At 70.7% G+C, this 13,037-nt stretch carries 13 protein-coding genes; 6 read left to right on the top strand and 7 right to left on the bottom strand.

Going from position 1 to position 13,037, the window contains the following annotated elements:
• Window positions 1-277: transposase (locus tag CA982_RS15760; protein WP_144066039.1), on the top strand; the 277-nt coding region annotated here is incomplete at its 5' end.
• A gap of 187 nt (window positions 278-464) precedes the next feature.
• Here CA982_RS15760 and CA982_RS15755 read toward each other — a convergent pair.
• The 4 genes from CA982_RS15755 to CA982_RS15740 form a co-directional block, all read right to left on the bottom strand.
• A complete protein-coding gene (locus CA982_RS15755; protein WP_014925585.1) occupies window positions 465-911 on the bottom strand; it encodes an Hsp20/alpha crystallin family protein in 447 nt (148 codons plus the stop codon).
• 308 nt (window positions 912-1,219) lie between these two features.
• Window positions 1,220-2,542 carry a saccharopine dehydrogenase family protein gene (locus tag CA982_RS15750; protein WP_086536214.1) on the bottom strand — a complete coding sequence of 441 codons (1,323 nt, stop codon included), beginning with the start codon at window positions 2,540-2,542 and terminating at the stop codon, window positions 1,220-1,222.
• A 57-nt stretch (window positions 2,543-2,599) separates the two neighbouring features.
• Window positions 2,600-3,703, bottom strand: coding sequence for an AbrB family transcriptional regulator (locus CA982_RS15745; RefSeq protein ID WP_086536213.1), 1,104 nt, complete (start codon window positions 3,701-3,703; stop codon window positions 2,600-2,602).
• 118 nt (window positions 3,704-3,821) lie between these two features.
• Window positions 3,822-4,439 carry a class I SAM-dependent methyltransferase gene (locus CA982_RS15740; RefSeq protein WP_086536212.1) on the bottom strand — a complete coding sequence of 206 codons (618 nt, stop codon included), beginning with the start codon at window positions 4,437-4,439 and terminating at the stop codon, window positions 3,822-3,824.
• An 88-nt stretch (window positions 4,440-4,527) separates the two neighbouring features.
• Here CA982_RS15740 and menD point away from each other — a divergent pair, with 88 nt between their 5' ends.
• Together menD and CA982_RS15730 are read left to right on the top strand one after the other, a co-directional pair.
• A complete protein-coding gene (gene menD / locus CA982_RS15735; RefSeq protein ID WP_086536211.1) occupies window positions 4,528-6,231 on the top strand; it encodes a 2-succinyl-5-enolpyruvyl-6-hydroxy-3-cyclohexene-1-carboxylic-acid synthase in 1,704 nt (567 codons plus the stop codon).
• 54 nt (window positions 6,232-6,285) lie between these two features.
• Window positions 6,286-6,873 (top strand): hypothetical protein, encoded by a 588-nt coding sequence (locus tag CA982_RS15730; RefSeq protein ID WP_086536210.1) that lies wholly within the window; start codon window positions 6,286-6,288, stop codon window positions 6,871-6,873.
• On the opposite strand, the gene CA982_RS15725 is transcribed toward CA982_RS15730, so the two are convergent.
• On the bottom strand, window positions 6,854-7,474 hold the full coding sequence (locus CA982_RS15725; RefSeq protein WP_086536209.1) for a Type 1 glutamine amidotransferase-like domain-containing protein: 621 nt from the start codon (window positions 7,472-7,474) through the stop codon (window positions 6,854-6,856). The genes CA982_RS15730 and CA982_RS15725 overlap by 20 nt on opposite strands.
• Before the next feature lie 109 nt (window positions 7,475-7,583).
• Between CA982_RS15725 and CA982_RS15720 the strand changes: the two genes are divergently transcribed.
• Both CA982_RS15720 and CA982_RS15715 read left to right on the top strand, forming a co-directional pair.
• Entirely contained in the window at window positions 7,584-8,738 is a 1,155-nt protein-coding gene (locus CA982_RS15720) for a glycosyltransferase family 4 protein (protein ID WP_086536208.1), read from the top strand.
• Between the two features lie 72 nt (window positions 8,739-8,810).
• Entirely contained in the window at window positions 8,811-9,545 is a 735-nt protein-coding gene (locus CA982_RS15715; protein ID WP_086536224.1) for a demethylmenaquinone methyltransferase, read from the top strand.
• On the opposite strand, the gene CA982_RS15710 is transcribed toward CA982_RS15715, so the two are convergent.
• On the bottom strand, window positions 9,542-10,501 hold the full coding sequence (locus CA982_RS15710; protein WP_086536207.1) for an oxygenase MpaB family protein: 960 nt from the start codon (window positions 10,499-10,501) through the stop codon (window positions 9,542-9,544). The genes CA982_RS15715 and CA982_RS15710 overlap by 4 nt on opposite strands.
• Window positions 10,502-10,635: 134 nt before the next feature.
• Window positions 10,636-11,895, bottom strand: coding sequence for a geranylgeranyl reductase family protein (locus CA982_RS15705; protein WP_086536206.1), 1,260 nt, complete (start codon window positions 11,893-11,895; stop codon window positions 10,636-10,638).
• 117 nt (window positions 11,896-12,012) lie between these two features.
• On the opposite strand from CA982_RS15705, the gene CA982_RS15700 reads away from it, so the two are divergent.
• Window positions 12,013-13,029, top strand: a complete 1,017-nt coding sequence (locus CA982_RS15700) for a polyprenyl synthetase family protein (protein WP_086536205.1) — start codon at window positions 12,013-12,015, stop codon at window positions 13,027-13,029.
• Window positions 13,030-13,037: the final 8 nt, after the last annotated feature.

The following is a 13,037-nucleotide window of genomic DNA, read 5'->3' as shown; positions in this document are numbered from 1 at the left end:
CGTCGCACCCGTGCCAGTGTGGTCGGCCAACCCCGGCCGCCATCGCCTCACCCGCTCAGGCAACAGACAACTCAACGCCGCCCTGCACCGCATCGCTTTGACCCAAGCCCGCATGCCCGAGTCCCTCGGCCACACCTACTACCAACGCAAACGCGACGGAGGCAAAACCAAACGCGACGCCATGCGCTGCCTCAAGCGACGTCTGGCCCGCGTCGTCTACAACAACCTCACCCTCGATCACCACAACCGCACAACCCCACAACACGAAGCCGCTTGACATAGGAGCTATGAGGTGCGAGCGAAGCGAGCCTCGAAGGGCATGGTGACGATCTCTCGCCAGGCCCTTCGAGGCTCGTCGCTATCGCTCCTCGAACCTCAGGGAGCGGAATGAAGTGTCTTCGATGGCGCCTCCCGTGTGAAATGCGGCTGTCTCATCAGAAGTGCTGCGGTCGTGGACGATCGGCTTATGTGACCGTTCCGGTCTCGATCGCCTGTGGGCGGCCGGAACTCTCGACCTCGATCCGCCGCGGCTTGGCCTTCTCGGCGACCGGGATCGTCACGGTGAGGACGCCGTTGTCGTACCGCGCCGAGATCGCCGAGCTGTCGATGGCGTCGCCGAGGGTCAGCTGGCGGCGATAGGTTCCGGAGAAGCGTTCGCTGGTCAGCCATTGCACACCCTCGTCGGATGGCGTACTCCGCTGGGCGGACAGCGTCAGGACGCCGTTGTCGACGCTCACATCGATGGAGCCGGGATCGGCGCCGGGTAGATCGGCGACGAGCAGATAGTGGTCCTCGACCTTGTACAGGTCCAGAGGCATGAAACGGGGAGTGCGGGCGGTTCCGGCCGCTGAACCGGTCATCATGCCTCGGGTCCAGGCATCCATGTCGGAAAAGGGATCGAAACGAAGCACAGCAGTTCACCTCCTGTTCTCAAGGCTGCTCGCCACCCGTTAGACGAGCAGTTCATCGCTGTACTGCCACCGAAGATAGCACCGGATCCGCGACTCGTCTAGCACTCTGGAGGGGAGAGTGCCAGAAATTTTCCGACCCCGGACACGACGCCGCCCGACCGCGAGTTCGGCTGTGCCGGACAAGATCCGGACGGCTGCGGAGAACGTGATCGGGCGGTGTCGGGTGCCCGCTCGCTACGCTCCCGGCGCCGTGTCGGATGCGGCCCGCTCGCTACGCTCCCGGCGCCGTGTCGGATGCGGCCCGCTCGCTACGCTCCCGGCGCCGTGTCGGTGAGCTCGGTTGCGTCGATGCTGAACCCGGCGTTGCGCAGGCGGTCCACGAGGGCGTCGCCCATCGCGACGGCCGTCGTCAGGACCCCGGAGCGCTTGGGCAGGCGGTCGCGATCGAGGGCCAGTGCCAATGCGCTCTCGGCGAGCATCACCGCGGTGGCCTTGTATCCGGGGTCGCCCTGGGCGCGCATCCGGGCCCGGTAGCGACGGCCGGTGGTGGTCCGGGTGAACGTACCGACCACGAAATAGCCGTTCTCGCGGGCCTTTTCGCTCGGCCCGTCACCGGGTTTCGGGAGCACTCGGTCGAGGACTCGGCGCGTGGGACCGAAGCTCATCGCACCCATGAACGCGCCGGTGCCGACCGCGACCGCGCCGGCGAGCAGGGTGGAGACCGCGGGGACACTGCCCACGCTCATCGTCTCCGCGTAGTGGAAGTCCTTGCCATAGGCGTTGTCCAGCAGGGCATTCGAGCGGCGGACGATCCGCGTGTTGTGGGCCGCCATGAAGAAGGGGGCGAGTGTGCCGCGCAGCGACGGGTCGACCTTCTTGGCGTTGATGATGGACAGGTCGCTGGGTTCGTCGGACAGGCTGACCCGCGGGACGTCACCGGGCCCGCTCGACAGCGCCTGTGGGTTGAGCATGAGTCGTCGGGACTGCGCGTTGCGGGCCTCCTCGGCGATGACCCGCATGGAATCGATCGTCCCGCCGGAGATCCCGCCGCGGAACGACTCGACGACGAGGGTGGTGTCGGTCATCTCGCCCGCCCCGTCCTCGGCGACCTTCCTGTACAGCGCGTAGGTGGTGATGTCGGACGGCACGGAATCGAAGCCGCAGGAGTGGACGATGCGGGCACCCGAGGCGGCGGCGACGTCGTGGACCTTGTCGATCGAGTAGCGGACGAACGGCACCTCGCCGGTCAGATCGACGTAGTCGGTCCCCGCGGTGGCCGCGGCGACCACGAGGGCCTCGCCGTACTTGAGGTAGGGACCCACGGTGGTACAGACGACCTGGGTGCGCGCCACCATGGCGTCGAGCGCCGCGGGCGACTCCGCGTCGGCGATGATCAGCGGCCAGTCGTGCGCGCGCAGGGGCAGACGCTTGCGGGCGTCGGTCAGTTTCGACTCGTTGCGTCCGGCCAGGGCGATCTTGGTGCCGATGGGCGCGTGGTCGGCCAGATACCGTGCCGTGAGTTCGCCGACGAAGCCGCTGGCGCCGTAGACCACGACGTCGAATTCGCGACCGTGCCCGCTGGATCGGCCGTTCGGAGTGGATGTGGTGTCGGTGTTCGATTCCCCGCTCATCTTCCCGACTTTACGTGGGACGCGGGTCACACGTAACCGTCGAGTCGCCGGAGGCGGTCACCGCGACCGCCGCGCGGCGAGGCGAGCGGCGAAGGGGGCGACGAACAGCATGAGGAGCACGCGCAGGATCTGGGCGGCGACGACGAAGGCGACGTTCCCGCCGGCACCGGTCGCGGCGGCGAGCACCGCGTAGATGCCACCCGGGGTCGTAGCGAGATAGCAGTCGAACATCGACTCGCCGGTCCACGCCGAGAGGACGACCCCCAGCAGCGCACAGCCGGCCCCGATGACGAGGATCAGCACCAGCGCGAGCGGCAGGACGCGACCGATCGCACGCAACCGCGGCATCGTGAAACCGAGCCCCGCCTGCCAGCCGATCACCGCGTAGGCGACGGCGAGCAGGGCGGGGGAGACCTCGGCCGCACCGGCGATCCCGGTCAGCTCGGCCGCGGTCGCCAGAGCCAGCGGACCGAGGAGACCGGCGGCGGGCATGCGCAGCAACCGCCCGATCGGAATCCCCACGCCGAGGCACACCGCGAGGAGTAGCAGGCCCCACGCCTGACCCCGCAGCGTCTCGGCCGACCACGCGTCGGCACCCGGTGCGACGGCATCGCCGTCGGCGCCGAAGACGAGCGAGGCGACCAGCGGGATGGTGACGGTGACCAGCGCGACGCGCAGGTATTGGATGACCGCGACCATCCGCTCGTCACCGCCGAACTCGCGGGCCAGCGCGACCAGCCCGGACGCCCCGCCCGCGACGAGGGCGAGGGAACCGGTCAGCGGGTCGACGTCGCGGTGCAGGCCGAGCAGCGCGCCGCAGGCGATGGAGATGACCAGCGTGCCGACGCCGATGACGAGTACCGGGAACCACGACGACCCGAGGCCGCTGACGGTCTCGGGCTCGGCCATCGTGCCGATGAAGACACCGAGCACGCCCTGCGACGCCACGAGCGCCCACCGCGGGACGATCGGGTCGTCGGAATCGGCTGGTGGGCTTGCGGTTTCGGGTCCGGTGCCGGTTCGTCCGGGAGCGCGGCCGGCGATCGCAAGGCCCCCCGCGACCACGAGCCCGGCGAACAGGGCGGCGGCGTCGACGTCGAAGGCCTCGAGTACCAGCGTCGCGACCGCGGTGAGGAGTACCAGCACTGTCCAGCGACGCACTGGCTCCACAGTAGGCCCGCCGCCGGGAGCGGAGCGAGCGGGGCGAGTGTTGCCGCCGCCGGGAGCGGAGCGAGCGGGGCGAGTGTTGCTGCCGCCGGGAGCGGAGCGAGCGGGGGCGTCAGGGCGGCCGCGCGGTCCCGAGGCTCAGTGCGCCGAAGGGTTTCGGGATTCCCGGTTGATAGAACGCGTCGACGGGCCCGAGTGCGAAGCCGGCTGCGGTCAGCTCGGCTCGCACGTCGCGGGTGAGGTGGCAGCCGCCCGCGACCCGCTTCTGGATCGGCTCGAGTCGGCGTTGCCAGCGGCGGACCCGCGGGTCCGGGGCGGACCCGTGCTCGAGGAACGCCAGCTGTCCGTCCGGGCGCAGCACGCGGCGCAGTTCGCCGAGGGCGGCCCGCACGTCGGGGATGGTGCACAGGGTGAAGGTGGTGAGCGCGGCGTCGAAGGAGTCGTCGTCGAACTCGAGGCGCTGGCCGTCGAGTCCGGCGCGTTCGATGGGGACCGGTGAGGTGGCGACGCGATCGGTGGCCATCGTCCAGCCGACCGCGGACGGTTCGACCGCCGCGACCTCGGTGAGGGCGGCCGGGTAGACGCCGACGTTGAGGCCCGAGCCGAATCCGATCTCGATCATCCGACCGGACAGGGGTGCGCAGGCCCGCGCTCGCAGCGGGGTCAACGCGGCCATGCCGCAGGTGCGTTCGACGAGGTGCGGCAGGACCCGGTCGTCGTAAAAGCCCACGTGACGAGGGTAACGCCGCTCCCCGCCCCGATGTCGGGACTCGGGAGTACCCGGTGGTGGTCCCCGGCCTCACCACTACGCTTGTGGGATGAACCGACCGGCCCAGAACGCCCCGGGGCCCAACCCGTCCACGCTGCAGGCCCGGGTCATCGTCGACGAGATGATCCGCGGCGGTGTCCGCGAGGCCGTCCTGTGTCCGGGGTCGCGCAATGCGCCGCTCGCCTTCGCCCTGCACGCCGCCGACGCCACGGGCCGGTTGCGGCTGCACGTGCGGATCGACGAGCGTTCGGCGGGCTACCTCGCGCTCGGGCTCGCGGTGTCGTCGGGGCAGCCGGTGCCCATCGTGATGACCAGTGGCACCGCGGTGGCGAACATGGGGCCTGCGGTCTTCGAGGCGAACTATGCGCGGGTGCCGCTCGTCGTCGTCAGCGCCAATCGTCCCTACGAGCTCCTCGGTTCCGGTGCCAACCAGACTGTCGAGCAGTTCGGCATCTTCGGGACGCAGGTGCGCGCGGCGATCAGCCTCGGTCTCGCCGAACAGGACCTCGACACCAACAGCCAGTGGCGGTCGGCGGTCGGCCGCGTCCTCGCCGCCGCCCGCGGCGCGCGGACCGGCAACGCCGGGCCGGTGCAGTTCGACATCCCGCTGCGCGAACCGCTCGTGCCCGACCCGGACGAGCTCGCGGGCCCGGACCCGACGGCCGATCTCGGAGCGTTCTCCGGCCGGCCGGGCGGTCTGCCCTGGACGCAGGCGCCCGTCGGCAAGCTCGACGTCCCGCTGCCCATCGATCTCTCCCTGGACACCGTGGTCATCTCGGGGCACGGGTCCGGTGTCCATCCGGGGCTGGCGGGGGTCCCCACGGTCGCCGAGCCGACGGCTCCGCGCGCCACGACGCCGCTCCACCCGCTGGGACTGGACTCGATCCGTCCCCAGCAGGCGATCATCTGCGGCCGCCCGACTCTGCATCGCGGGGTGTCCCGCCTGCTCGCCGACCCCGAGGTCCGTGTCTACGCGTTGACCACCGGTCCGCGCTGGCCGGACGTGTCCGGCAACGTTTACGCGACCGGCACCCGGATCGAGGTCGCCGGCGAGCCGCGGGAGGACTGGCTCAAGGACTGCGCGGCGGTCCAGGAGCGGGTGGCGTTCGCCGTCACCGCCGAACTCGACGAACCGGGCCCGGCCACCGGACTCCATGTCGCCCGCGCGGTCGGCGACGCCATGGCCGCGGGCGACCAGCTCGTCGTCGGGGCCAGCAATCCCATCCGCGACATCGCGCTGGCCGGCCGGATCGCCGACGGCGTGCGGGTGCTGTCCAACCGCGGTGTGGCGGGCATCGACGGCACCAACTCGACGGCCATCGGGGCCGCGATGGCCCTCGACCGGGATCGGGTCGGCGCGCGGACCATCGCGCTGATGGGCGATCTGACGTTCGTGCACGATGCGACCGGATTGGTCGTCGGCCCCGGGGAGCCGCGCCCGTCGTCGCTGCGGATCGTGGTGGCCAACGACGACGGCGGGGGCATCTTCGGCCTGCTGGAACAGGGCGACCCGCGGTACAACACCGGCCTGTACGCCGGGGCGTACGAACGGGTCTTCGGCACACCGCATCGCACCGACATCGCATCGATGTGCGCGGGTTTCCACATCCCGCATCGGCGGGCGACCGTCGCCGAACTGGGCGCGGTGCTCGCGGAGGACCCGGCCCCCGGGGGGATCGAGGTCGTCGAGGTCGCCACCGACCGCGGGCGACTACGAGCGGTGCACGCGGCGATCGCCGCACGTCTCCGGTAGCGCGGCACCGGCCGGGCCGCGAACTCCTCGGGGCACACCACTAGGCTGAACGGCATGAATCCGGTGATCCAGCGACGCGTGCAACTCGGTTTGCTCGTCGTCGGCGTCACGATCACCTTCATGGCGCTGACCCTCATCGCCGGGTGCTTCAAGAACGACTCGACGATCGAGGCCAGCAAGGCCACTGTGATGGCCGAGGTCGTCTCGGTCGACAGCCTGCACGCCGCGGTGAACTTCCAGACACCGGACGGCTCGTTCCACAGTCCCCGCTTCGGGCTGCTGTATCCGACGGAACTGAGCGAGGGGCAACGGATCAGCGTCGACTACGCGGTCTACAACCCCGATCTCGCCCGCCCGACCGGCCGCACCGCAGTGCTCTCGATCATCCCGGCACTGTCGGTGATGGTCGGGGCATGGCTGGTCGTCGGCCTGCTGATGGTCGCGGTCGCGGAGTTCAGCCGCCGCTGGGCCCGGCGCGACGACTCGGGCGCGACCACCGACGACGCGACCACCGACGACGAGGGCAGCGACGACGCGACTACCGACGACGAGGGCGGCGACGAACGAGACACGGCCGAACGGGACACGGCCGGACGGGACGCGGCCGAGCGGGACGAGACGGTCAGCCCGGGATCACCCTGAGGGTGTCGCCGGCGACGACGATCGCCTCGTCGTCACGCAAGAAGTGCAGCCGATGGGTTGCGCCGAATCGTTCCCGCGTCGCCTCCACCGGGCCGCGCCCCCCGACTGTGCCCTCCGCGTGCGGGATCACCGTGACGTCGATCAGTCCGAGCCCGTCGGTCGAGGTCAGGGGAGCGGCCTCCGTGGGATCGTCGAGAAGAGCCAGGGGCGCGATGTCGGGGCCGACCACCGCGGCGCCGGCGCTGACCCCGATGTAGGGGAGGCCGGCTCGCACCGCGCCGACGAGCGTGCGGTCGGCGCCGGCCAGTCGCAGTGCGCCGAGCAGGTGGAAGGTGTTGCCGCCGGCGACGAAGATGGCATCGACGTCGCCGAGGACGTCGGCGAAGGCGGCGGCCCCGATCAGTTCCGGGTCGAGGTCGGTCACCTCGAAACCCTGCTGTCGCAGCGTGTCCCGTTCCAGGTCGAGCCAGGCGTGATCGGGGTAGATCGACGATGCGGTGGGGACATAGGCGATGCGGCGCGCCGGCCCGGTGAGCGGCGCGAGGAAGGTCGGGACGGGGGTGAGCCAGCGGCTCAGCAGCAGGAGATGGATGTCGGCCACCCCACCACTCTCCTCGGTGCCCGGGCCACGGAGGTGTTCATCCCGAGTTGGGCGGGCCGACATGTCCTGGGGTGGATGCCGGTCAAGTCCCCGGGGGACGATCTCGATCATGCGCGTCGCGATCGTCGCCGAGAGCTTCCTGCCCCAGATGAACGGGGTGGTCAACTCCGTCCTCCGGGTTGTCGACCACCTCGAGTCCACCGGACACACCGCCGTCGTCATCGCACCCGACACCCCGCGCGGGGTGCCGGGAGGGCCGCGGCTGATCGGCCGCCGGACCCCGGTGCATCTGCTGCCCGCCGTGCAGGTGCCGCGGGTGACCTCGCTGCCGGTGGGCGTGCCGTCGCCGCTGCTGTACCGCACCCTGCGCGACTTCGAGCCGGACGTGGTGCACCTCGCGTCGCCCTTCGTGGTGGGTGCCGCGGGCGCCGTCGCCGCGCGAGCGCTCGGGGTGCCCGTGGTGGCCGTCTTCCAGACCGACGTGGCGGGGTTCGCGGCGGCGTACCGGCTGGGAGCGGTGGAGAAGCTCGCCTGGCGCTACACGCGCCGCCTCCACGAGATGTGCGATCTCACCCTCGCGCCGTCGACGGCGACCCTGGAGGTGCTCGCCGCTCACGGCGTGCCGCGCCTGGCGCGATGGGGTCGCGGGGTGGATGTGGGGCTCTTCTCCCCGGACAAGCGCGATGCGTCGCTGCGGGCGGACTGGCTTGGTGCCGCCGACGACAAACTGGTGGTCGGGTTCGTCGGTCGGCTCGCGCCGGAGAAGCACGTCGAGCGGCTCGCCGGCCTCTCCGGGAATCCACGGGTGCAGGTGGTGATCGTCGGCGACGGCCCCGAGCGGGACCGGCTCGAGCGCGCGATGGGAGATGCGGTGTTCACGGGCGAACTGCGCGGTGAGGCCCTGGCGCGCGCGTACGCGAGTTTCGATGTCTTCGTCCACGCGGGCGAACACGAGACGTTCTGTCAGGCCATCCAGGAGGCGATGGCCAGCGGGCTGCCGGTGATCGGCCCCGATGCGGGCGGGCCCCGCGACCTGGTGTCGGCGTTCCGGACCGGGTACCTGCTGGACGTCGAGAGCTTCGCCGACACCCTGCCCTCGATCGTCGGGTCCCTGCACGACGAGTCCGTGCGGGCGGCGTTCGGCCGCGCAGCGGTGCAGGCCGTCCGCGCCCGCACCTGGCCGTCGGTCTGCGCGGAGCTGGTGAACCACTACGCCGCCGTGACCGGTGGTGGGGTCGTGACCGAGGTGGGGCGCCCGGCCTGAGGTGCGGTACCGGCGTCCGGGGGGGCCAACCTCACGGCAGTCGGACGCGCATCGCCCGGTAGCGTGATCGGCATGGCATCGACGGGCGCGACACCAGAGCAAGCGGGTCTGGGCGGGACGAGTGTGGGCCGGGCGAGCCTGGCGAAGGACCCGGCCGAGGTCGCGGCGATGTTCGACGGCGTGGCCCGTCGCTACGACCTCACCAACACCGTCCTGTCGTTCGGCCGGGATCGCGGCTGGCGCAAGAGGACCCGTCGGGCCCTCGATCTACACCACGGCGACATCGTCCTGGACCTCGCGGCCGGCACCGCGGTGTCGACCGTCGAGCTGGCCTCGTCTGGTGCGCACTGCATCGCCGCCGACTTCTCGCTCGGCATGCTCAAGGCCGGGGCCCACCGGGATGTGCCGAAGGTCGCCGCGGACGCCCTGTCGCTCCCGTTCGCCGACGATTCCTTCGACGCCGCGACCATCTCCTTCGGACTGCGCAACGTCAACGACGTGCCGACCGCGCTCGCCGAACTCCGGCGCGTGCTGAAACCCGGTGGGCGGCTGGTGATCTGCGAATTCTCGACGCCGACGCTGAAGCCGTTCCGCACGGTCTACATGGAGTACCTGATGAAGGCGCTGCCCGCGGTCGCGACGAAGGTGTCGAGCAGTCCGGCCGCGTATGTCTATCTCGCCGAGTCGATCCGGGCCTGGCCGGACCAGTTCGCGCTCGGCGACCTGATCCGCGACGCCGGGTTCTCCGGGGTGCGGTGGGAGAACATGACCGGTGGCATCGCCGCGATCCACTCGGCGCGGGCCTAGGAGGTCGCGGCCCGCGGCGTCTCGGTGTCGTGCGAGACCGGGCATCCCGGTGCGAACGTGCCCAGGTCGTCGATGCGGAAGCCGTCGGGGTAGCTGCGGACCTGCTTCGTCTGGCGTCCGAAGAGCGGTTCGGTCCGCGGTGAGGCGAACAGGCGGATCGCCAGCCCGCGAGCCTTGAGTCCGCCGCGCACCAGGACCCGCTCGACCGTCGTCGGCTTCGGGTATCCGAAGGCCCCGAGGAGCCGATCATCCATGAGCGCGAACGACATCCGGCGCACGACCGCCCGCGGCAACAGCTTGTACGGCATGAACGTGCCCAACAGGTCGAGGGTGGCGTCGGCGACGGCGAGGGAGTCGGGACTGAACGCGAAATGGGCGGTCTCGTACTCGTCGTAGAACGTCTTGAAGTCGTCGTAGGTCTCGGGGATGTCCTTGATGCCCATCAACTGGCCGAGCCGACGGTAGTAGTTGGTGAGACCGAGGATCTCGTGGTTCGTCAGCGAGCGCCACTCGTAGGCGTTCACCCACTCCACCGGGCAGACGACGAAGGTCGCGAGCACGTAGACGAAGTCACTGTTCGGGATGTCGTACATGCCGTGCATCTGGTTGATGCGCCGGATGCCCGCCCGGCCGGCAGGGCTGTCGACACCGTGCTCGATCGGGGCGTCGAGGAGCAGCACCGTGTCGTCGTAGCGCTTCTGGGTCGACTCGGTGAACTGGCTGGTCTTGTAGAGCAGATCGCCGATCGAGGGCACGGCGTAGGTGCGGAACAGGGCGAAGCTCAACGCCTGCGTGATGCCCCACGGGAACTCCTGTGTGCCGAGGGCGCGGGCGATCGCGGTCGGGTCGGCGACCGCATCCATGTGGTCGATCTCGCCGCGGAGGCGGTAGCGCTGTGCCAGTCGGTTCTGCACGGCATGCTTGGCTCGGGTGGCGAGAGCGGATGCGGCGGACATCGTCCATCTCCTGGGTCGACGGGTGGCCTGATTCTGTCACAGGTGTGGCAGCGACCACACGCGTTGGAACACTACAGCCTGATCGTCTCAATGCGCCAGGCGAGAAGAAAAGACCCCCGCCGGCGGGCACGTGCTCAGGAGAACGGCGGCCGCGGGTCGATCTGCCGGGAGGCGCGGCCGGCGGTGCGCCACGCGCGGGCCACCAGGTCGGCATCTTCGGCGGTGATCAGGTTGCCCATCACCCGCACCACCATCGACATCAGGTGCGGGGACCGGATGCCCGGGCGGCCCAGGGTGGGGACGGCCTTGGGCATGGTGAGCACGCCGGCGAGGCGACGGGCGGCGGAGAACGCGAGCCCGTAGTGCTCCACCAGGACATCGCGCCACCGGTCGGTGTAGTCGTCGGCGCCCAGGAGCTCGACGGCGAGTCGCGCGGTCTCCAGGGCGTAGTCGATGCCCTCGCCGTTGAGCGGATTCACGCACGCTGCGGCGTCGCCGATCAGCATCCAGTTGCGCCCGGCGACGCCGGAGACGGCACCACCCATCGGCAGCAGGGCCGAGGTGATGCGGACGGGCGGGCCATCGAGTGCCCACTCGTCGCGCACCATCGCGGCGTAATGTTCGAGGATCGGCCGAAGGGCCATGTGCGCCGGGCGCTTCGACGTCGCGAGCGCGCCGACGCCGACGTTGACCTGCCCGCCGCCGGCCGCGCCGAGCGGGAACACCCAGCCGTACCCGGGCAGCAGTCCGTCGTCGGGTCCGCGGAGCTCGAGGTGTGATCCCATCCAGTGCGAATCGGCGCGCCCGGACGGCGCGTACGCGCGCGCGGCCACGCCGTAGGCGGTGTCCCGATGCCATTGCCGGCCAAGCGTTTTCCCGATGCCCGACCGGACGCCGTCGGCGACGACGAGGTCGGTCACCCGCATGGTGTGCGAGCCGGCGGGGGTCGCGAAGGTGACCGCGCCCACCCGGTCACCATCCATCTGGACGTCAACGGCCTTGACGCCCTGCAGCATTCGCGCCCCGGCCGACACCGCATGGGTGCGGATGGCGTCGTCGAACTCGGTTCGCGCCACCGCGCTCCCATAGGTCGGGAATCGTCCGGACGGCCACCGGACCTGTTGTCGGGCACCCCAACCGTTGAGCAGCAGCCCGTCGATGCGCGGACGGTCGGCGAGCAGCGAGTCCAGTCCGAGGGCGTCGAGTTCGGCGACGGCGCGCGGCGTGAGTCCGTCGCCACAGGTCTTGTCGCGCGGGAACACCGCGGCGTCGGCGAGGACCACGTCCCGGCCGGCGGCGACGGCGTGGGCGGCCGCCGCCGATCCACCCGGTCCGGCGCCGACGACGAGGACGTCGGCGGAATCGGGGAAAGTAGGCGTCGTGTCCGTGCTCACCCGACCAGTATGTCCGGACCCCCGACGGGCTAGGCTCGCAGCAGGTGGGGTCTACGCGGCAGTCGCGTGTCCGCCGTCGAGTATTTGCCGGATCAGACGAGATGGGGCCGCGTTTCCGTGAAGTCCACATTCGCCGGGGTTGACCTGGTGTCGGATGAGTTCGCCGATACGGTGCGCTCGTCGCTGCAGCGGGTCGAGGATCTGCTGCTCGCCGAACTCTCGTCGGGTGACGAGGTCATGACCGAGGCGGCGACCCACCTCGCGAAGGCCGGAGGGAAGCGATTCCGGCCGATGTTCGCGATCCTGGCCGCCCAGTTCGGTCCGCGCCCGGGGTCCGACGACGTCATCACGTCCGCGACGGTGGTGGAGATGATCCACCTCGCCACCCTCTACCACGACGACGTGATGGACGAGGCCGCCATGCGGCGCGGTGCGGCGAGCGCCAACGCACGCTGGACCAACAGCGTGGCCATCCTCTCCGGCGACTTCCTGTTCGCACGCGCCTCGCGCCTCGTCTCGACACTGGGTCCCGAGGCGGTGCGCATCATCGCCGAGACCTTCGCCGAACTCGTCACCGGCCAGATGCGCGAGACGGTGGGGGTCAAGCCCGGCGCCGACCCCATCGACCACTACCTGCAGGTCGTCTGGGAGAAGACCGGCTCGCTGATCGCCGCCGCCGCCCGCTTCGGTGCGATGGCGTCCGGGGCCACGCCCGATGACATCGAGCGGCTCTCGCGCATCGGCGACATCGTCGGCGTCGCCTTCCAGGTGTCCGACGACATCATCGACATCAGCTCGGTGTCGGTGGAGTCGGGCAAGACCCCCGGTACCGACCTGCGCGAAGGCGTGCACACGCTGCCGGTGCTGTACGCCGTCGCCGGAGACGACGCGACGTCGGCCCGGTTGCGCGAACTGCTCGTCGCCGCCGACGGCACCGCCCGGCCGCTCACCGACGACGCCGAGGTCGCCGAGGCGATCGAACTGCTGGGCTCATCGGCCGGTATGACCGCCGCGCGGGCGAAGCTACAGGAGTTCGCCGACGAGGCGCACGCGATGCTGGCCGAACTGCCCGAGTCGCCGGCCCACCGCGCGCTGGCGTCGTTGGTGGACTACACGATCGAACGCGTCGGCTGAGGGGTTTC

Source organism: Gordonia lacunae, assembly GCF_002149015.1.
Classification (GTDB): domain Bacteria; phylum Actinomycetota; class Actinomycetes; order Mycobacteriales; family Mycobacteriaceae; genus Gordonia; species Gordonia lacunae.
This window is presented reverse-complemented; position numbering and strand designations above follow the sequence as displayed.

Bases quoted from the DNA above. Each gene is read 5' to 3' on its own strand.
- CA982_RS15750 (WP_086536214.1), bottom strand. From the start codon at position 2,542: ATGAGCGGGGAATCGAACACCGACACCACATCCACTCCGAACGGCCGA.
- menD (WP_086536211.1), top strand. From the start codon at position 4,528: ATGAACCGACCGGCCCAGAACGCCCCGGGGCCCAACCCGTCCACGCTG.
- CA982_RS15730 (WP_086536210.1), top strand. From the start codon at position 6,286: ATGAATCCGGTGATCCAGCGACGCGTGCAACTCGGTTTGCTCGTCGTC.
- CA982_RS15720 (WP_086536208.1), top strand. From the start codon at position 7,584: ATGCGCGTCGCGATCGTCGCCGAGAGCTTCCTGCCCCAGATGAACGGG.
- CA982_RS15715 (WP_086536224.1), top strand. From the start codon at position 8,811: ATGGCATCGACGGGCGCGACACCAGAGCAAGCGGGTCTGGGCGGGACG.
- CA982_RS15710 (WP_086536207.1), bottom strand. From the start codon at position 10,501: ATGTCCGCCGCATCCGCTCTCGCCACCCGAGCCAAGCATGCCGTGCAG.